The 18,899-nt window shown below is 62.0% G+C and carries 18 protein-coding genes and 2 tRNA genes; 6 read left to right on the forward strand and 14 right to left on the reverse strand.

Annotation, left to right across the window (positions count from 1 at the left end):
* Nucleotides 1-2 precede the first annotated feature (2 nt).
* Nucleotides 3-572, reverse strand: coding sequence for an MXAN_5187 C-terminal domain-containing protein (locus RAK07_RS12920; protein ID WP_305733246.1), 570 nt, complete (start codon nucleotides 570-572; stop codon nucleotides 3-5).
* A 121-nt stretch (nucleotides 573-693) separates the two neighbouring features.
* Between RAK07_RS12920 and glmU the strand changes: the two genes are divergently transcribed.
* From glmU to RAK07_RS12940, 4 genes are all read left to right on the forward strand, one after another.
* A complete protein-coding gene (glmU, locus tag RAK07_RS12925) occupies nucleotides 694-2,076 on the forward strand; it encodes a bifunctional UDP-N-acetylglucosamine diphosphorylase/glucosamine-1-phosphate N-acetyltransferase GlmU (RefSeq protein ID WP_305733247.1) in 1,383 nt (460 codons plus the stop codon).
* The gene (locus RAK07_RS12930; RefSeq protein ID WP_305733248.1) at nucleotides 2,069-4,180 is read left to right on the forward strand and encodes an EAL domain-containing response regulator; all 2,112 of its coding nucleotides are present in this window, start codon (nucleotides 2,069-2,071) and stop codon (nucleotides 4,178-4,180) included. The genes glmU and RAK07_RS12930 overlap by 8 nt, the downstream gene beginning before the upstream one ends.
* 186 nt (nucleotides 4,181-4,366) lie before the next feature.
* Entirely contained in the window at nucleotides 4,367-5,860 is a 1,494-nt protein-coding gene (locus RAK07_RS12935; RefSeq protein ID WP_305733249.1) for an ATP-binding protein, read from the forward strand.
* A 15-nt stretch (nucleotides 5,861-5,875) separates the two neighbouring features.
* The gene (locus RAK07_RS12940; protein ID WP_305733250.1) at nucleotides 5,876-6,265 is read left to right on the forward strand and encodes a response regulator; all 390 of its coding nucleotides are present in this window, start codon (nucleotides 5,876-5,878) and stop codon (nucleotides 6,263-6,265) included.
* Nucleotides 6,266-6,307: 42 nt separating this feature from the next.
* Here RAK07_RS12940 and RAK07_RS12945 read toward each other — a convergent pair whose 3' ends face one another.
* The 5 genes from RAK07_RS12945 to rsmB form a co-directional block, all read right to left on the reverse strand.
* Nucleotides 6,308-7,393 carry a 3'-5' exoribonuclease YhaM family protein gene (locus RAK07_RS12945; protein WP_305733251.1) on the reverse strand — a complete coding sequence of 362 codons (1,086 nt, stop codon included), beginning with the start codon at nucleotides 7,391-7,393 and terminating at the stop codon, nucleotides 6,308-6,310.
* 58 nt (nucleotides 7,394-7,451) lie between these two features.
* Nucleotides 7,452-8,909, reverse strand: a complete 1,458-nt coding sequence (locus RAK07_RS12950) for a transglutaminase-like domain-containing protein (protein ID WP_305733252.1) — start codon at nucleotides 8,907-8,909, stop codon at nucleotides 7,452-7,454.
* 65 nt (nucleotides 8,910-8,974) lie between these two features.
* Nucleotides 8,975-9,907 carry a diguanylate cyclase gene (locus RAK07_RS12955; RefSeq protein ID WP_305733253.1) on the reverse strand — a complete coding sequence of 311 codons (933 nt, stop codon included), beginning with the start codon at nucleotides 9,905-9,907 and terminating at the stop codon, nucleotides 8,975-8,977.
* 31 nt (nucleotides 9,908-9,938) lie between these two features.
* Nucleotides 9,939-10,604, reverse strand: a complete 666-nt coding sequence (gene rpe / locus RAK07_RS12960) for a ribulose-phosphate 3-epimerase (protein ID WP_305733254.1) — start codon at nucleotides 10,602-10,604, stop codon at nucleotides 9,939-9,941.
* Complete coding sequence (gene rsmB / locus RAK07_RS12965; protein WP_305733255.1) at nucleotides 10,601-11,971, reverse strand: 16S rRNA (cytosine(967)-C(5))-methyltransferase RsmB; 1,371 nt, start codon at nucleotides 11,969-11,971, stop codon at nucleotides 10,601-10,603. Before rsmB ends, rpe begins: the two co-directional genes overlap by 4 nt.
* 132 nt (nucleotides 11,972-12,103) lie before the next feature.
* Between rsmB and RAK07_RS12970 the strand changes: the two genes are divergently transcribed.
* Nucleotides 12,104-13,360, forward strand: coding sequence for an MFS transporter (locus RAK07_RS12970; RefSeq protein WP_305733256.1), 1,257 nt, complete (start codon nucleotides 12,104-12,106; stop codon nucleotides 13,358-13,360).
* Between the two features lie 108 nt (nucleotides 13,361-13,468).
* Here the strand turns inward: RAK07_RS12970 and RAK07_RS12975 are convergent.
* From RAK07_RS12975 to RAK07_RS12990, 4 genes are all read right to left on the reverse strand, one after another.
* Nucleotides 13,469-13,545 (reverse strand) — tRNA-Arg (locus RAK07_RS12975).
* Between the two features lie 19 nt (nucleotides 13,546-13,564).
* A tRNA-Ser gene (locus RAK07_RS12980) sits at nucleotides 13,565-13,658 on the reverse strand.
* Between the two features lie 77 nt (nucleotides 13,659-13,735).
* Nucleotides 13,736-14,323, reverse strand: coding sequence for a GTP-binding protein (locus RAK07_RS12985; protein ID WP_305733257.1), 588 nt, complete (start codon nucleotides 14,321-14,323; stop codon nucleotides 13,736-13,738).
* A gap of 23 nt (nucleotides 14,324-14,346) precedes the next feature.
* Nucleotides 14,347-14,838 carry a roadblock/LC7 domain-containing protein gene (locus RAK07_RS12990; protein ID WP_305733258.1) on the reverse strand — a complete coding sequence of 164 codons (492 nt, stop codon included), beginning with the start codon at nucleotides 14,836-14,838 and terminating at the stop codon, nucleotides 14,347-14,349.
* Between the two features lie 244 nt (nucleotides 14,839-15,082).
* Between RAK07_RS12990 and RAK07_RS12995 the strand changes: the two genes are divergently transcribed.
* Complete coding sequence (locus RAK07_RS12995) at nucleotides 15,083-16,141, forward strand: radical SAM/SPASM domain-containing protein (protein ID WP_305733259.1); 1,059 nt, start codon at nucleotides 15,083-15,085, stop codon at nucleotides 16,139-16,141.
* Between the two features lie 87 nt (nucleotides 16,142-16,228).
* Here RAK07_RS12995 and RAK07_RS13000 read toward each other — a convergent pair whose 3' ends face one another.
* The 4 genes from RAK07_RS13000 to RAK07_RS13015 form a co-directional block, all read right to left on the reverse strand.
* Complete coding sequence (locus tag RAK07_RS13000; protein WP_305733260.1) at nucleotides 16,229-16,465, reverse strand: FmdB family zinc ribbon protein; 237 nt, start codon at nucleotides 16,463-16,465, stop codon at nucleotides 16,229-16,231.
* A 43-nt stretch (nucleotides 16,466-16,508) separates the two neighbouring features.
* Complete coding sequence (locus tag RAK07_RS13005) at nucleotides 16,509-17,240, reverse strand: Smr/MutS family protein (RefSeq protein ID WP_305733261.1); 732 nt, start codon at nucleotides 17,238-17,240, stop codon at nucleotides 16,509-16,511.
* A gap of 226 nt (nucleotides 17,241-17,466) precedes the next feature.
* On the reverse strand, nucleotides 17,467-17,874 hold the full coding sequence (locus tag RAK07_RS13010; RefSeq protein ID WP_305733521.1) for a response regulator: 408 nt from the start codon (nucleotides 17,872-17,874) through the stop codon (nucleotides 17,467-17,469).
* 135 nt (nucleotides 17,875-18,009) lie between these two features.
* Nucleotides 18,010-18,897: a tetratricopeptide repeat protein gene (locus RAK07_RS13015; protein WP_305733262.1), complete on the reverse strand. Its 888-nt coding sequence runs from the start codon at nucleotides 18,895-18,897 to the stop codon at nucleotides 18,010-18,012.
* Nucleotides 18,898-18,899: the final 2 nt, after the last annotated feature.

Here is an 18,899-nt window from a genome sequence, read left to right on the forward strand (position 1 = left end):
TATCAGGTGTGGGTATCTGTTTTGCCTGCCTTGATTCTCGGTTTGCCGTTTTCGACGACCACCCGGAAGCGGATGTCATCGGTGCCCAGCCTGCGGCTCAGCTCCGGACGCTGTTTGGCCAGAGTGGCGGCAAGCTGCTCGCGGGTGACGCCGCCGGGCGGCAGGTTGCAGGCGCTGCGGGCTTCCTGCAGTTCGCGGTAGACCCGCTCCAGATCGGGGTCCACCGGCGGCAGGATATCCCGACGGCGCTCCATCCCCTCTCCCTGCTCCCGTCGTTCTTCGTTGAGCCGTGCCCGGAAGCGGTCGCGGGCATAGCGCCCCTCCTCGATCTCCCGCACGGTCTTGTTCCAGAGCTGTCGATAGCTGGAGAGGCGGGCCACCAGGCTGGTGTAGCGGTGTTTGTACATCGTGTTGGTGATCGGTGCGGTGGCGTAGCGACGGACCAGTTGGTCCACCTCGGCCAACAGACGTAACGGCTCGCGTTTTTCAACCCCAATGAAGTACTGCTCGTAGCGGGTAATCAACTCGGTCAGACGGGACTCAAGTATGGGAAGGTCTTCGGCAATGCCCATGGGCGGTAACTATAGGGGGAAAAATCCGTTCTGTAAAGGAGTTAGGGGCATAAGAGGCTTGACGGCACAGGGTGGGGTGGCTATATAACACTGTCTATCCTATATGCTCAGGAGTTACCAGATGTCGCTCGCAAGCGCACTGATCCTTGCCGCCGGCAAGGGGACCAGAATGAAGTCCACCGTTGCGAAGGTGCTGCACGAAGCCGCGGGCCGCCCCCTGCTGGCCTGGTCGCTGGCCGCGGCCCGCGAGGCGGGTGCCGCAGAGATCACCATCGTGGCGGGACATCAGGCGGAGCAGGTACGGCAGCGTTTTGCCGCCGAAACCGGCGTCAGCATCGCCCTGCAGGAGGAGCAGCTCGGCACCGGTCACGCCGTGGCGTGCGCCCTCCCCTCCCTGCGCAGCCAAAGCGGGTCGGTACTGATTCTCTGCGGCGACACGCCGCTCCTGACCGGTGCCACCCTGCAGCGCCTGGCTGCCAGCCACGCAGCATCCGGGGCGGCGGTGACGATTCTCACCGCCCGCATGCCCGACCCCTACGGTTATGGACGGATCGTGCGGGACAGCCGGGACCAGGTGCTGCGCATCGTGGAACAGAAAGACGCCAGTCCCGCTGAGCAGGCTCTCGACGAGGTGAACAGCGGCATCTACTGCATGGATCTTGCCTTCCTGCGCAGCCACATCGACCGCCTGGGCAGCAACAATGCCCAGAATGAATACTATCTGACCGATCTGGTGGCCATGGCCGTTGCGGAGGGGCTCCCCTGCCACGGCATCGTTGCCGACGACCACCGGGAAATCATGGGCGTCAACGACCGGGCCCAGTTGGCCGAGGCCGCCACCCTGTTGCGCGAACGGATCAACCGGCGCCTGATGCTGGCCGGGGTGACCCTGATCGACCCGCTGCAGACCTACGTCGACGCCGGGGTCACCGTGGGGAACGACACCGTGATCTGGCCCGGCTGCGTGCTGCGCGGCAGAACGATCATTGGTCAGGGCTGCCTGCTGGAGAGCAATGTGCAGGTGACCGACTGCCGGATCGGCGACCGGGTACACCTGAAAAACGGCAGTATCCTGGAAGACTCCTCGCTGGCGGCCGACGTTGCCGTGGGTCCCATGGCCCACCTGCGTCCCGGCACGGTGCTGGCCGAGCGGGTGAAGATCGGTAATTTCGTGGAGACGAAAAAAGCGGTACTGGGGGAAGGCAGCAAGGCATCGCACCTGACCTACCTGGGGGATGCGGAGATCGGCAGCGAGGTGAATATCGGCTGCGGCACCATCACCTGCAACTACGACGGGACCAGGAAGCACCGCACCGTCATCGGCGACCGGGTGTTCGTCGGCAGCGATGTCCAGCTGGTGGCGCCGGTGACGGTGGGCAGCGGCGCCCTGATCGCAGCCGGCACCACCGTAACCCGCGACGTACCGCCGGACTCCCTGGCCATTTCCCGCACCCCGCAGACCAACAAAGAGGGTTGGTGCCTGAAAAAACGGACCGATGACTGAAGCGATCAGGCCGGAACATACCGGAACGATTCTGGTGGTTGAAGGAAACGTTCCGTTCGGTGAATTGATCGCCGGCGTTCTGCGCAGCGAGGGGTATCGCTGCGAAACCGTGGTCAGCGGCGGCTGCGCCCTGACCAGCCTGGGCAGCGGCAGTATCGCCCTGATGGTGCTGGACTACACCATGCCCGACATGTCGGTGGAGGACTTTGTCGCCACCATGACCACCACCGGCAGCAGGGTTCCCTTCATCATCATGACCGGCCGGGACGATTCGCTGCTGGCGGTGCGGATGATGAAGATCGGTGCCGGCGACTTTCTGATCAAGGACACCACCCTGCTGGACCGCCTGCCGCTGGCTGTCTCGAAAACCTTGCAGGAGGCGGAAACCGCCCGCCGCCTGCAGCGGGCCATGGAGGCGCTGCAGCAAAGTGAAGCGCGCCTGGCACGGGTTCATCGCATCGCCCGCATTGGCAGCTGGGAGTGGAACATCACCAGTAACGGCTTCGTCTTTTCCAACGAGCTGTATCACCTGCTGGGCTTCGACCCGGCTCACCATCCGCCTATCACCCTGGAGTGGCTGTACAGCCGGATCAACCCGATTGACCAGCCCGCCATCCGCAAGGCGTTTGCCGATGCGGTGGCCGAGTGCCGCCCCCTTGATGTGGTCTACCGGATCAGGACCGCCAGCGACGAGGAGCTGATCGTGAACAGCCAGGGGGAACTGATCGCCGACGACAACGGCAGACCCTGCCGGATGATCGGCAGCACCCTGGACATCACCGCCCGGATACGGGCAGAGGAGGAGATCCGCAATCTCTCCAACTACGACCACCTGACCGGTCTGCCCAACCGCAATCTGCTGCAGGACCGTCTGCACCAGGCCATCATCCACGCTTCCCGGACCCAGTCGGTGGCCGGCGTGCTGTTCCTCGACCTGGACCGTTTCAAGGGGATAAACGACTCCCTGGGCCACCGGGCCGGCGACCTGTTGCTGCGCCAGGTGGCGGAACGCCTCTCGGCCTGCGTACGGGAAAGCGATACCCTGGCCCGCCTGGGCGGGGATGAATTCGTCGTGGTGCTGACCATGGTGACCGGCGAAGAGGGGATCAGCGCAGCCGCGTCGAAACTGCTGGGGGTGATCGCCGAGCCGTTCATCGTGGAAGGGCATGAACTGTACATCACCGCCAGTATCGGCATCTCGGTCTATCCCGCCGACGGCCCGGATGCCCTGACCCTGATGAAACACGCCGACCTGGCCATGTACCGGGCCAAGGAGCTGGATCGCAACAACTTCCAGTTCTACTCCAGCGACCTGAACGTGCGGGTGATGGAGCGGATGATCCTGGAGAGCGCCCTGCGTCGTGCCCTGGAGCGACAGGAGTTCAAGTTGTACTACCAGCCCCAGGTCGATGTTCTCTCCCGCTCCATCGTCGGCTTCGAGGCGCTGCTACGCTGGTACCATCCCGATCTGGGCCTGATCTCCCCGGACAAGTTCGTGCCGCTGGCGGAAGAAAGCGGTCTGATCATCGCCATCGGCGAATGGGTGTTGCAGACCGCCTGCCGACAGACAAAGGCATGGCATGACGCCGGCCTCCCTCCGGTCAGGATGGCGGTCAACCTGTCGACCCGCCAGTTTCGTCCCAATCTGGACCAGTCCATCGCGGCCATCCTGCTGGAGACCGGTCTTGAACCCTGTTTTCTCGAGCTGGAAATGACCGAAAGCATCCTGATGCGCAACGTCAGCGAAAACATGGCCCTGCTGCGCGCACTGACCGACATGGGCTGTCACCTGGCCATCGACGACTTCGGTACCGGCTACTCCTCCCTGGCCTATCTGAAAAACTTTCCCCTGGGCCGACTCAAGATCGACCGTTCCTTTGTCCGCGACATTACCTCCAACCCTGACGATCTGGCCATCGCCAAGATCATCATCGACATGGCCCGCACCCTGCGCATGCAGGTCACTGCTGAAGGGGTGGAAGCCTACGAGCAGCTTGAACTGCTGGCCGGCCACGGTTGCGCTGAAATGCAGGGATTCCTGTTCAGCCGGCCGCTACCGGCCGACAAGGCACAGCAGCTCCTGCGCAACGGCCTGACCTTCTGAAAAACTGGCCACTGACCTTCACTTCCCCGACATGCGACACCCGCTTCCCGCTGTCCCGGTCGCCCTGTCCCCCGCGTCTGTCGCTGCACCATACCATACGTGATCTTGTGTCCCGGCGCCTGCGTGGTACACTGGAGTGGCACGGCAACCAACCAGCTGCCGGACACCGGTGAATGGATTACGCGCATGACCACACGACAGCATCTGGCACGCATCAGCCTCTGGACGGTTATCGCCGCCATTGCCTGGACCCTGGTACTGGCAGCGTTCGTTGCCTGGTATTTTGAGACCACGCGCACGGTGGTGCTAGACATCGTCCGGGCTCAGGCGCGCATGGCCCTGGAAAAGGACGTGCTGTACCGCCGCTGGGTTACCGCCAAAGGGGGACTCTATGTGGAGATTTCTCCGGAAACACCCCCCAATCCGAACCTCGCCCATGTGCCGGAGCGGGATATCACCACCCCCTCCGGCCGCCGCCTGACCCTGATCAATCCTGCCTACATGACTCGTCAGGTCTTCGACTTCGCCCGCCAGGTCGACGGTCCCCAAGGGCATATCACCAGCCTGCATCCCCGTCATCCCGAAAACGTTCCCGATGCTTGGGAACGTGCCGCCCTGGCCGCCTTCCGTCATGACAGTGCGGAGCACGGCGAGGTGCAGGTCATGAACAACCGGCGTTTTTACCGCCTGATCCGCCCCTTTGCGGTGGACGAAAAATGTATCCGCTGCCACGCCGCCGAAGGCTATCAACCGGGGGATATCCGTGGCGCGATCAGTGTGGCCATCCCGATGGATGAGTTCGAGAAAAGTATGCGGCACCAGGATATGCTGATGTGGATCGTTGCCGCACTGCTCTGGTTGACGGGGGTGGGAGTGATCGCTGCTGCCGGCAGGCAGCTGCTCATTGGCCGACGCGCTTTTGAGGACGCCAACCGCCAACTGACGGCACGCGTCGAGGAGGAACTGGCCAAGAGCCGCACCAAGGATGCCCTGCTGCTCCAGCAGGCCCGTTACCAGACCCTGGGGGAACTGCTGGTGAACATCGCCCACCAGTGGCGGCAGCCGCTGAACAGCATCGGTGCCCGCATCCAGGAATCGGCCTGGCTGATTGCCAGCGGGGAGATTCCCCGGGAGGAGGCGACCCGCCGCGCCGAAGAGATCATGCTTTCCCTGAAGGAGCTTTCCGGTTCAATCGAAACGCTGCGCCGCCTGTGCGAACCGGTCAGCAGCAGTGAACGGTTTCTTCCCTCGGAGGCGGTGCGACAGGCGATCTCCGTCATGACGGACGCCTGCGCCGTCCAGGGCATCCGTCTGTCCTGCTCTCTGCAGGAGGAAAAATCTCTTGTCGGCATACAGGCCGACCTTGTACAGTGTCTACTCAACATCTTCACCAATGCCCGCGATGCGATTACCGCACGGGGCTGCCGGGAAGGCGCCATCGTCGTTGAACTGCGCCTGACCGCGGAACAGCGCCAGGAGATTCGCGTTCGCGACAACGGCGGCGGCATTGATGACGAGGTACTGCCCATCGTCTTTGACCCCTACGTCACGACCAAGTTCCGTGCCCAGGGGGTCGGGCTCGGCCTGTTCGTGGCCCGCCAGATCATCGAGCAGCGTTTTGGCGGTGCCATCGCCGCAGGCAACCGGGGAGACGGCGCAGAAATCGTCATTACCATCTGAAGGAGAGCCTCTGCCATGGAAAGCAGTCTTGACCTTTCCGAGCTTGCGGTACTGTACGTCGAGGATGAGCCGGTGGCGCGCATGTCGATCGGCGCCTTTCTGAAGCGGCAGGTCGCGACCCTGTATACGGGGGAAAACGGTAAGGAAGGATTCGAACTGTTCACCACCCACCGTCCGCAGGTGGTCATCACCGACCTTGAAATGCCGGTGATGAACGGCATGGAAATGATCCGGCGCATCCGGGAGGTGGACAACGGCACGCCGATCATCATCACCACCGCCTACGACGACGAGGCGCACCGGTGTGATCTGGCCAACCGGGTCATTCTGAAGCCGATCATTTTCAACGACCTGCTCCAGCAGATCACGGAGTGTCTGAAAGTACGCGAAAACAACGGGCCGTAATGCTGCCGGCGGACCAGCCCGGCTCGGCATGCACCGGCATGCCTAGGTTTCCCTGAAACGTTGCAGCTCCGCAAAAGGACGGTTGTCGAAGCATCGCCGCGTATCCCTGCCGTGCTCCGTCGTCACCGCTTCGACCGCCGGTTCTTCGGCACCGCCCCTCCGTTCCTCCCCGCTCTCCAGGCCGTTCCCACTGAAAAAGTAGAGATTATACAGACGGTGATGGCCGCTCCAGCGGCTCCCCTGGGCCGTATCCCTGGCCACGTGGGAACGGATGCCGTTGATCTTCGAATCCATGTCGTCCAGGTAGTGCAGGATGGTGGCTTCAACGGTCTTGGGACGTTTGGGGGAACCGTACTCGTACTGCCCGTGGTGCGACAGCAGCATATGCTTGAGCAGCAGCGCCAGTTCGCGGGGAAATTCGGGAATCCGGGCGAGGCGTTCCTGCACCATCTCCACCCCGATGCTGATGTGACCGAGCAAACGCCCTTCATCGGTATAGTCGAATGCCCGGTCGTAGGACAACTCGACCACCTTGCCCAGATCGTGCAGCAGCGCCCCAACCACCAGCAGGTCCCGGTTCAGGCCGGGATAAAGCGGCACCACCGCATCCACCAGCCGCACCACCGCCAGGGAGTGTTCCAGCAGGCCGCCGCGATACACGTGATGCATCCCCTTGGCCGCCGGCGCCCGACAGTAGTCGGCCACGAACCGCTCGTCGGCCATGAACAACTCCATCAGACGAGCCAGATGGGGGTCCTGCAGCGACTGCACCACCTGTCGCAGCTCCCGCTGCATCTGGTCGAGGGGCACGGGTGAAACCGGCATGAAATCGGCCATCTCCACCCCGTCTTCCTCCAGGCGACTGATCTCTTTCACCACCAGTTGCATCTTGCCCATGTACAGCGAGGCGGTACCGCGAACCTGCACGAAATCCCCCCGCTGAAACAGCCTGTCCCGTTCATCCACCTGGTCCCAGAGCTTGCCGTCCATGTCGCCGCTTTTGTCCATGAACTTCAGGTTCATGTACGGCTTGCCGTTGCGGGCAACGGCCAGGGTCTTCTCCTTGACCATGAACGCCGCATCGACGGCGTCACGGTCCTTCAGGTCGGCGATATACTGTTTCGGCATGAAGAGTTCTTTCTGTTCGCGCCCCAGTCTCCGTACGGAGCGCGACCGCTTGGTACGGCTACGGTGCCTGTTCGAGAATCTGCAGCCTGATCCTGCCGATCAGACTGACCAGTGGCGCCAGATCGGCGGGGCGGTCCCCTTCGAACAGCGCCAGGTGGGAGGGGTCCGCCGGCGTCTGGTTGAAGGTGGGATCCACGGCCAGCCAGCGGCCGTCGATCCAGCTTTCGGCCCAACTGTGATAAAGAAACCCTTTCCCGTCCTGGGTCACCAGCCCCGAAACGAAGCGGGTGGGAATGCCGGCGGCCCGGGCCAGGGCAGTGTACAAGCGGGCATGGCTCTGGCAGTTGCCGCTTTTTTTCTCCAACGCCGCCAAGGCGCTGCCGCTGTCGTCGATGCTGTCCTCAAGCCAGCGGGCAGTCCAGTCGGCCAAGCGGGCAGCTTTTTCCGACGCGGTGGAAACGGCGCCGGCCACTTCCGCGGCCCGGCTCATGATCTGTGGTGCGGCGGATTCGATCCGCTCCGCAGGTTGCAGGTAGTGCGCGGGGGGAAGTGCCTGCGTTGCCGCCCGCTCCTGCCGCAAACTGCCGGTCCTGATCGTCAGGTTCCCGTTCTGCCGCTCCACGTTCTGGAAGCTGTCGTTCAGCAGGGGCAGCGTCTCGCCATACCCCTCGATACGTACCGCCAGTCCCTTCAGCTCCGCCACGGGCCGGGAGAGCGACGGCGTTGCCCGCACCATGCTGAAGTCGTAGATCAGATCCTTCTGGGAAAGCGCCAGGCCGCTGATCAGCGGGGCCAAAATCTCCGGCGACTCGGCCTTGGTCACCACGAGCCCGTCCCGCACCGATTCCAGCAGCGTATTGCCCTGGCGGTCAACCCAGATATCGTTGCTGACAAAGGGGTACAGGTCGTTGCGCATCCGGATGGCCGGCTGGCCGTCGGGGGTCCGCTCCTCCCCTATCAGGGAGATTTTCACCTCCTTGATCCGTACATCCTCCGGATCAAAGAACTGGACCCGATACTGCCGCCCGCTGCTGCCGCCCCGCATCAGGGGCAGCAGGTTCAGCACCGACGCCGGGAACACCTCGCCACGGGATTTGAGAAACCGCTCCGTCACTTTGCCGTCGGCCTCCCGTCGCACCTGCACACCACCACCGATCATTTTTCCGGACAACTGGGCGTGTTTACCGCTCAGGCTCTGCTCTACCTCGAAGCTTCGCAGCGTCAGTGCCGGGGTAACCAGATACTGTTCACGAAAGGTGGCCTCACGGGTGAAGCCCATGATCTGCATCCTGACGCTGCCGTCGCCGTCGATCCGGTAGCCGCCGTCCGGCAGCCGGCTGATCCGCAGACGACTGAACCCCATATATTCGTCGTTGACCTTGATACCGAACCAGCGTTCCCCCAGAGGAGGAGCAGCGATAGGGGAAGCAGCCCAAGCCGGCGCTACCACCAGCAGAAAAAGAAAAAAGGCGGCCAGGGCCGCCCTGCCGAAACGCAGGAAATTCGTGTACCTCATGATGCAGCATCCTTTTCGACACATGGTTAAATGCAGCGGCGGCAACCGATCTGGCGCGCAGTCGGTCAGGCGGCACTGCCCGGATCGTTGACGATCACGCAGTTGCGCCCCGACTCCTTTGCCCGGTAGAGGGCGTCATCGGCAGTGCGCAGCAGATCGTCGATATCGTCGGAGGTGGGCGGAGCCAGCGCTGCGATGCCGAAACTGGCGGTGATCCGTTCTCCGGCCAGCGATCCGGCAAAGCGGATCCCCTGGATCGACAGCCTCACCCGGTCGGCAACGTTGAACGCCTCTTTCAGACTGGTGTCTGGCAGTACAGCCACGAACTCCTCGCCGCCGTACCGGGCGGCGATATCGTAGGTACGCAGCTCCCTCTGCAGCAGCATGGCCACCTTCTGCAGCACCACATCCCCCTGCAGATGGCCGTGGGTATCGTTGATCTTCTTGAAGTGGTCAATATCCATCATGATCAACGAGACCGTTCCGTTATGGCGCTGCGCCCGTTGCACCTCCCGCTCCAGGGCTTCCATCAGGTAGCGACGGTTGAACAGGCCAGTCAGGTGATCGGTATTGGAGAGCTCCAGCAACAGTTCATTGGAGCGTTTCAGGTCATCCTGCAGATGCTTGATCTTCAGGTGCACCTTCATGCGGGCGACCAGTTCTTCGGGATCGAACGGCTTGGTCAGGAAGTCGCAGGCTCCCTGGTCAAGCCCCTTCAGCTTCATTTCCCGCTCGTTGTTGCCGGTCAGGATGATCACCGGCGTGTCCGAAACCTCCGGCCGTCCCTTCAGCATCCCCAAAAACTTGAAGCCGTCCATCCGGGGCATTTCAAGGTCGCAGAGTACGATATCCACCGGCGAGGCCAGCAGTTTCTTGAACCCCTCCAAACCGTCCTCGGCTTCGTAGTAACGCGAGAAAAGATCGTGGGCCTCCAGAATGCTGATGATCTTCTCGCGGACAGCAACCGAATCATCAATGATCAATACGCTGTCTGCCATGACTCGTCCGCCCCTTCCCGTGAACCGGATGTTACAGCAACGGCTCGCGGCTCAGCCGCTTCAACTCGTTGATGGTTGCCGCATAGTTGTCGCTGCCGAACACGGCGCTGCCGGCCACCAGCACATCGGCACCGGCATGGGCGATACGGGCGACGTTGGCCGCCTTGACGCCGCCGTCGACCTCCAGCTCCGCACTGCAGCCACGGCTGTCCAGCATCTCCCGCAGACGCCTGATTTTGGGAATACAGGACTCGATGAAGCTCTGGCCGCCGAAGCCGGGGTTGACCGTCATCAGCATCGCCATGTCCAGGTCCTCCAGCAGATGGTCCAGCAGGCAGAGCGGCGTGGCGGGGTTGAGAGAAACGCCAGCCTTCTTGCCCAGCCCCTTGATCATCTGGATCAGACGGTGCAGATGGGGGGTCGCCTCGGCATGCACCACGATAATATCGGCACCGGCGGCGGCAAAGTCGGCAACGTACCGTTCCGGTTCCTCGATCATCAGGTGTACATCCAGCGGCAGCGAGGTAGCCCGACGAGCCGCCTCCACGATCAGGGGACCGATGGTTATGTTGGGCACGAAACGGCCATCCATGACATCGATATGGATGTAATCGGCACCGGCCGCCTCCACGGCACGAATTTCTTCGCCAAGCCGCGCGAAATCGGCGGAAAGTATTGAAGGAGCGATCTTTTTCATGGATGCCTCGTTAGGAGCACGGCAAAAAACCCATCGGTGCCGTGACGATGGGGCCACAGCCGTAACGCCCCGTCCGTGGTCAGTAGCGATGAGGCGGCCCCTGAAAAAAACAGCCCTTTTTCTATCACAAACTGCCGATGGTGGGAAAGAAAATCCGCAACAACTTGCTCATCCTCTTCCGGGGCAGTGGAGCAGGTTGCATAGACCAGGCTGCCCCCCGGTGCCAGCAGGTTCGCCACCCGCGACAGCAGCAGACGCTGACGCCGGGCGCAGCGTTCGATATCGGCGGGGGTCAGGCGCCATTTTGCTTCGGGATTGCGCCGGATCACCCCAAGTCCCGAACAGGGCGCATCCAGCAGGATCCGGTCGAACAGCTCACCGTGCAGGTACTCCGGCCGGGAAACGTCAGCCGCCAGGGTACGTACGCAGGAAATGCCGAGACGTTGTGCCGATTCCAGCACCCGGGCCAGCTTGCGATCGGTCAGGTCCGTGGCCAGAATACTACCGCTGTCCCCCATCAGCTGGGCCAGGTGCAGGGTTTTTCCCCCAGGGGCGGCGCAGGCATCCAGCACCCGCTGGCCGGGTTGCGGAGCCAGCAGATGGGCAACCAGCTGCGACGCCTCATCCTGCACGGCAAACAACCCTTCGGCGAACCCCGGAAGCGAGGGTATGAAAAAATGACCCTCCAGGCGAATCCCTTCCGGGGCATACCGACATGGCTCGCACGAAATGCCGGCATCCCCGAAACGGGCCATCAGATCGTCACGACCGATCCGCAGCGTGTTGGCCCTGAGCGTCAGCGGCGGTTCAGCGGAGGTGGCTGCCGCCAGACGCTCGACCTCCTCCTCCGGCATCTGACCACGCCACTGCTCGATCAGCCAGCGGGGCACGGAGTGAGTTGCCGCCAGCCAGCCCCCCGGGTCACAGGCGCGATCCGGCAGGCAGAGCTGTTCCCGGCTTCGCAAAAAGGACCGCAGCACGCCGTTGACCAGACCGCTGGCCCGGGGGAGTACCCGCTTGGCCAGCTCCACGGTAGCGTGAACCGCGGCATGGGGCGGCACCCGGTCAAGGTAGAGCAGCTGAAACAGCCCCAGCCGCAGCAGGTGGCGCAGTGGTTCTTCCAGCTTCTGCAACGGCTGGGTGACCAGCAGCGCCAGGTAATGATCCAGGGTTCCCTGCCGACGCAGCACGCCGAAGACCAGGTGACGGTACAGTCCCCGGTCCGGACCGGCAAGCTCCTCACGGGCCAGCTCCCGGTCGATCAGGGTATCGGCGTGCTCAGTCCCCGCGGCAAGCGCCCGCAAGGTGTTCAGGGCGGCATGCCGGGGGTCGGCCCTATGGCTTGGGGATACATTCTTTTGTGACATCTTGCTACCATAATCCCGAAGTACCCGCTTGGCAACGGTTGATCCGCTGCGTGCTTGCGGAGCGGGCCGGAAACGGCTATTGTCCGGAGCACCGCCGGCATGAACCGGCATACGTCCGGCCAAGGACTTCCCATGAACCATCCAGCGACATCATCCCGTCCCGCGCCATCCGGCAATCAGCGCTGGCGGCTTTTTGCCGTCCTGGCGCTCATGTACATTCTGGTTTACTTCTACCGGGTTTCTCTGGCGGTGGTGGCCGGCGACCTTTCCCGCGATCTTGCCCTGAGCGCCGAGCAGCTGGGCACCTTGGCCGGCATTCTTTTCTACGTTTACGCCGTGGCCCAGATTCCCCTCGGCCCCCTGATCGACCGATTCGGCGGACGCTTGGTCATTTCCTTCTGCGGCCTGCTCACCGCAATCGGCGGTTTCCTGTTCGCCCAGGCCCATACCCTGGCCATGGCCATGGCAGGGCGTATCCTGATCGGCATCGGCACCGCCGCGGTGCTGATGGCCACGTTTGCCATTTTCAGCCACTGGTATGACACCCGGGAGTTCGGCAGGATATCCGGCCTGATGGTTGCCGCCGGCAATCTGGGTAACCTGGCCGGTACCGCACCCCTGGCTCTCATGGTGGGGATAACCGGCTGGCGCGGCGCCTTCCTGGGGATAGCCGGGCTGCAGCTGCTGGTGACGATGCTGGTCTTTTTCCTGGTGCAGGACCGGCCGCCGGGACACAACGCCGACACGCACCACGACAGCTCGTCGCGTCCCGGCATGCTGGAAGCATGGCGGATCATCCTACGGGATCGCTCCTTCTGGCTGCTGGCGGCGGTGGCCTTCAGTTGGTACGGCAACTACCTGGCGGTGCAGGGGCTTTGGGGGGGACCCTATCTGACCGAACTGCACGGCATGACGCGGGAGGAAGCCGGCCGGATGCTGATGTGGACCTCCGTCGGCTTCATCGCCGGGTCGGTCCTGATGGACCGGATCGCCCGTCGGCTGTTCCGCTCCTACAAGTGGGCGCTGGTGGCGGGGCAGTGCTGCCTGCTGTTGCTCATGTCCGGATTCCTGGGGTGGTTGGAGGGTCTGTCCTCCCTGCAACTCGGCCTCTACTTCTTTGCACTGGGCTGTGCCGTTTCCAGCGGCATCATGATCTATCCGATCATCCGGGCCGCCTTCCCGATCTCCATTGTGGGTACGGCATTGACATCGATCAACTTCTTCGTCCTGATGGGGGCTGCTACGGCACAGCAGGGGATGGGGTTGGTGGTGGAACGGATGGGAGGATATTCGCCAGCGGCGCTGCACGCTGCCTTTGCTCTGCCGCTGGCGGCACTGCTGGTTGCGCTTCTGCTCTACCTGGGCGCCCGCAACTATCCTGCAGGGTGATCCCGGCAGCCTACCCAAATCGTCGACTGCTCGCCGCCAGGCGTCCGGAAGCCGGAAAACATGGCAAAAAACGCAAAAAGGTCGGCTGTGGCCGACCTTTTTGCTGTATGGCGCGCTCGAAGAGATTCGAACTCCTGACCCCCAGATTCGTAGTCTGGTGCTCTATCCAGCTGAGCTACGAGCGCAAAAAACACGTATGAGCAGTGGCGGAGAGAGAGGGATTCGAACCCTCGATACCGGTTGTCCCAGTATACTCGCTTAGCAGGCGAGCGCCTTCGACCTACTCGGCCATCTCTCCCAAATTACAAAGCTGCAAAATAGAGCAAAGCAGACCATTTTGCAAGACAAATATTCGCTCTTGTCGAGCGGCGGTACTTAGCGGGACTTCTTCAGATCGTTCAGCACCAGCTTGGCCACCGCCTTCAACGTCTCGAACACTCCGTCGCCGGTGGCGGCACACGCTTCAAAATCGGGAACAGCGGTGGTATTGAGCTGGCTGCGCAGTATTTCAACCGGCAGCGCGTTGGGCAGATCCCGCTTGTTGTACTGAATCACGAACGGCAGCCTGTCCAAGTCGTACCCTTGCTCCGCAAGGTTGTCCCGCAGATTTTCCAGCGACTCGATATTGGCATCCATCCGTTCTTCCTGGGAGTCGGCAACAAAAATGATCCCGTCAACCCCCTTCAGGATCAGCTTACGGGAGGCATCATAGAAGACCTGGCCGGGCACGGTGTAGAGATGGAAGCGGGTCTTGAATCCCTTGATCTCCCCCAGGGCCAGGGGAAGGAAATCAAAAAACAGCGTCCGCTCCGTCTCGGTGGCGAGACTGATCATCTTGCCCTTGGCGTCGGGAGCGGTTGAGGCGTAAATATGCTGCAGGTTGGTCGTCTTGCCGCAGAGCCCCGGGCCGTAATAGACGATCTTGCAGTTTATTTCGCGGGAGGCGTAGTTAATGAAGGACATGCGGATGCACCCCGGAGCAGGGACTAGCTGAACAGATTGTCGATATCGTCATCCGTGATTTCGGCGAAGGGGAACGCGGCGGAACCGCTTTTCGACTGTTCGTCGGCCTTGGCGGTCAGTCGGTCGAAGATGACCGACAGTTCTTCGGATGCCTTCTTGACCCGCAGCCGCACCAGCCCCAGCGATGAACGGCTGTCGAACAGCACCACCAGGATGACCCGGCCACCAACGATGGAGATATGGAGGTTGTCATTCTCCCCTTCATGAAAGAGAATGGAGAATTCCTTCTCGCCGATCAGCTTGGCCAGACCGCCGGTTGCCGCAATGTTGCCGGCCGTGAGCGAGGCAAGGGAGGTGGTATCAAAGCGGTCGGTCTCGCCAACACCGGAAATGAGCTGCCCGTTCTTATCCACCAGAAAGATGACTTTCGAGTTGGAGTCCCGCAGAAGCCGTTCGATGACTTCGTTGATCTCCTTAAACTCTTCATCATACATGACCATCTGGGCGTTGGACATGCGATCTCCTCTTCGGGGCCGTGAAACATACCGTGACACGAGGCACAGAGCGGCGGACAGAGCGTGAATTCCGTCGGTTTCCTGTGTCTATAGCAGAAGAAAATCAGGGATACAAGCGCATTTCTCGTGACTGATGCCGGCAAGCTCGGGTACAATGATGGCGTCGGATCAGCCTGGGACACCAGACTACGGGTCCCTTAAATCCGGCACTGCCAGATGCCGTTACTTTCACCGGAGGAACTGAATGGAAGCGTTTGTACCCAAGTGGATCGCCTGGGAAACCACCCAGCAATGCAACCTCAAATGTGTTCACTGTCGCTGTTCGTCGGAGATGACCTCGTCCCAAGGGGACTTTACCACTGAGGAAGGGAAAAGGCTGCTTGCCGATATCGCCGCCTTTTCGAAACCGGTGGTCGTACTGTCCGGTGGCGAGCCGCTGCTGCGTTCCGATATTTTCGAACTGGCCGAATATGGCACCTCCCTGGGTCTGCGGATGTGCATGGCCAGCAACGGCTCGCTGATTACCGATGAGGTCTGTGCCCGACTGAAACAGGCGGATATCAAGATGGTCTCCCTCTCCCTCGATGGTTCCACCGCCGCCATTCATGACGACTTTCGCCAGTCGCCCGGCGCTTTCGACGGCGTGGTTCGTGCTGCGGAAACGATGCGCAGAAACGGCCTCAAATTCCTGATCAACTCATCCTTCACCAAGCGGAACCAGCACGACATCGCCCCGACCTTTCAACTGGCCAAGAAACTGGGGGCCACCGCCTGGTACATGTTCATGATCGTTCCCACCGGCCGTGGCGAGGAGATCATGAACGAGTTGATTTCCAAGGAAGATTACGAAGAGATTTTGGAATGGCACTACCAGCAGGAAAAGCTGGAGAATGATCTGCTGATGCGTCCCACCTGCGCGCCGCACTACTACCGGATCGCGCCGCAGCGGGCCAAGGAGGAGGGGGTCTCCTTCCAGCGTCGCTCCCTGAGTTTTTCCACCGGCGGCGGCAAGGGGTGCATCGCTGCCCAGAGTATCTGCCTGATCGACTGTTTCGGCAATGTCAAGCCGTGCTCTTATTTTCATCGGGTTGCCGGCAACGTCAAGGAAACCCCTTTCCGGGAAATCTGGGAGCAGTCGGAAATATTCCGGGACTTGCGGAGTTTCAAGGAGTACAAGGGAAAGTGCGGCCAGTGCGAATTCCTGAATGTCTGCGGCGGTTGCCGGGCGCGGGCTGATGCAGTATACGGCGACTACATGGCGGAAGAACCGTTCTGCAACTATGTTCCGCTTCGCTGCCGTTAAGGAACACGGGGCGGGATGGAATGAGAACGGCCGATGCGATCAGCATCGGCCGTTCTCGTTTCGGGGTATGCCGGATGACCGGAAGCGCTAGCCAGCGGCGCAGCAACCGCCGGCAGCACAACCGGCCGGCTTGGGCGCCTCGGTTTTAGGGCAGTAGCCGGAGTTGAACCAGCCGTCACCCTTCAGGCTGAAAGCGGCCTGGGAGATCATCTTTTCAACCGCTCCGCCACAGGCGGGGCACTCGCTGGCCGGGGCATCGGAAAACTTCTGGCGCAACTCAAACTGATTGCTGCAGGAGGTACAACGATATTCATACACTGGCATGGGCAACAGCCTCCTTTTGAATATTCATATGGGTGAATCATAGTTACCGCGGGTCCGGTTTGTCAAGGGGACGGAGAAAGACCACGAACGCGCCGCTTCCGCCCAATTCCCGCGGCGCCGGCGCAAATTCGATCACCAGTCCCCGCCCCTGCTCCCGCAACCAGGCTGCCACCGCCTGGTTCAATACCGGCCCGTCACTGGAGTGGGTACCTTTACCGGTAATGACCAGCACCGCCTTCTCCCCCGCCGCCCGGGCCGAACGCAGAAAACGGTCCAGGGAGCCAACTGCTTCGTCGCGAGTCAGGCCGTGCAGATCCAGCTGCCGGTCCAGGCGGATCACCCCCCGTTTGAGCATCCGCAGCCGGTTACCGCCCAGCGGCTTCAGCTCTTCCTCCGCCGGCAACGCATCCTCGAACCTGACATCCAGCTTCAGCCGTTCGATTTCCTTCAAAAAATCCGATCGTCCGCCCGGAGCCACGGTCAAGGACGCGACCGGCGGCTCCGTCGGACGACGCACCGCTTCGGCGCGAACCGTCGTACCACCCGCTTTCGGGGGCTCAAGCGGCACCACACCGGCCATGGCCTGACGGAACAGGTCGGCTTCGTCGCTGCCCGGCCGGGCCTGCGCCGTGGTCGACACCGTCTTCGCCCGCACTGCTTCCTCTTCGGAAGCTGGCGGCGCGGCAACGATCACGCCCTTCAACCGCTCGAAGGAGCTGGTGCGGAACTCCGCCGGGCGCTGGACCGGAGATGATGGTTTTTTCTTGCGACTCATCGCGGATCGCCTCTAACGATAGAACAGCCAGGGAGCCACTGCTGCACAGTACACCAAGGCGGATGGCACGAGCAGCCGGTGGCAGACACGCCGTATCGGCTTTGCACTGGGCAGAGGGCAGTACACAGCAAAAAACTCCGGCAATGAACAGCGGCAGTGCCCGACGGCAAAGCAACCGAAGATGGGGGCAACGGGGCCAGTTGTATTCAAGGCCCGGGAGGGCTGCTCATTCGGCGGCAGGGGTAGCAGCACCCTGGGCCGCTTTTTCACTCAGGGAGTTGAAGATCATGTCCAGCACCGCCTTCTGCCGCACCTCAAACTTGTTCAGCACGGCAAGGCAGCTCCCCATGGGGCATTGGGCGTGCAGGAAGTCGGCATCACGGCTGGAGAGAATGACGATCCGGTTCTTGTTGATCCCTGCCTGCACGGCAAAGCTCATCAGCTTGCGCCCGTCCAGGGTGGGCATTTCGAAGTCAATCAGCAGCAGATCGTAGGGGGAACGACGGATATAGGAAAGAGCCTCCAGCGGGTTGTTGCAGACATCCACCGTCAGGCGGGGGAAATGTTCCGCGATATAGTCGCTCAGCAGGCGGGTAAAGGCCGGATCGTCGTCTATCAGCAGAATGTTTCCCATCATATCCCCATCCCGGCGCACCGCATCAGGCACGGTTCAGCGTTTGCTCCGCATATCGCTGAGCCCGACTGCCGCAAAGATCACCAGCAGAATAAAGCCGATGAACAGCCAATCCGCCGCACTGAATCCGAACATTCAGCACCGCCCCTGCAACATGCCGCTCTGCTCCAGAGAGCGATGACACTGTTCAAGAAACCGGTGCATTTCAACCAAGGGAAACTGGGCGCAGAATACCGGGTCCGCCAGCACATCTTCCACGATGGCCGCCGCTTCGTGAATATCCCCGGCCTGATGCTGTTCGAAGGCAACCGACAGGGCCGTCAGATAGTCCACCGGCGGTACCAGGGGGCGTTCACCGGCACGAATGGCGGCGATACGGCCCTCGAGATTACGACGCTCCGCCCCGCTGCAGCGCTCAAGCAGCCCTTCCCACTGGGCCAGCGCCTCTTCATAGCGCCCCAGGATGTAGCTGACCTCGCCGTACTGATAGCAGGTGTGCAGATCATCGGGGTCCAGCGCCAACGCTCTGGCCAGGTATTTTTCGGCACCGTACCAGGATTGCACCGCCAAGTGCGTGGCCTCGAGGCGCCCGCCCCGCTCCATCAGGGTGCGGCCGATTTCCCGCCACAGGCCGGCATTGTCGGGGGTAATCAGGGTCATGATCCGGAGCAGGGAAACCTTGCGATCGAGATAGGGCAGATCGACTTCGCGGGCGTCAAGCATGATCGCCTCGCCGCCGATCTCGGCAATGATGTGGGGATAGGCCTGCTGCAGCACGTCGGCATAGCGGGCGGCATTGGCACAATCGGGGTTGCGGCGCAGGGCATGGTACAGTCCCCGCCCCACCTGGTCGTAGTCCGGTGTCCCGTTTGCGAGGGCCGCCACGTAGTCGGCTTCCTGCAGCGGAATGGGCAGGTCGCCCCAGGCCAGATCCACCAAACCGTCACGACCGGCAAGACGAAAGCCTTCAGCAGGCTGAAAATATCGAACCCCCTCGATGGGGGTAGGCGGCTGTTGCTGCATAC

Source organism: Trichlorobacter ammonificans (genome assembly GCF_933509905.1).
GTDB classification, from domain to species: domain Bacteria; phylum Desulfobacterota; class Desulfuromonadia; order Geobacterales; family Pseudopelobacteraceae; genus Trichlorobacter; species Trichlorobacter ammonificans.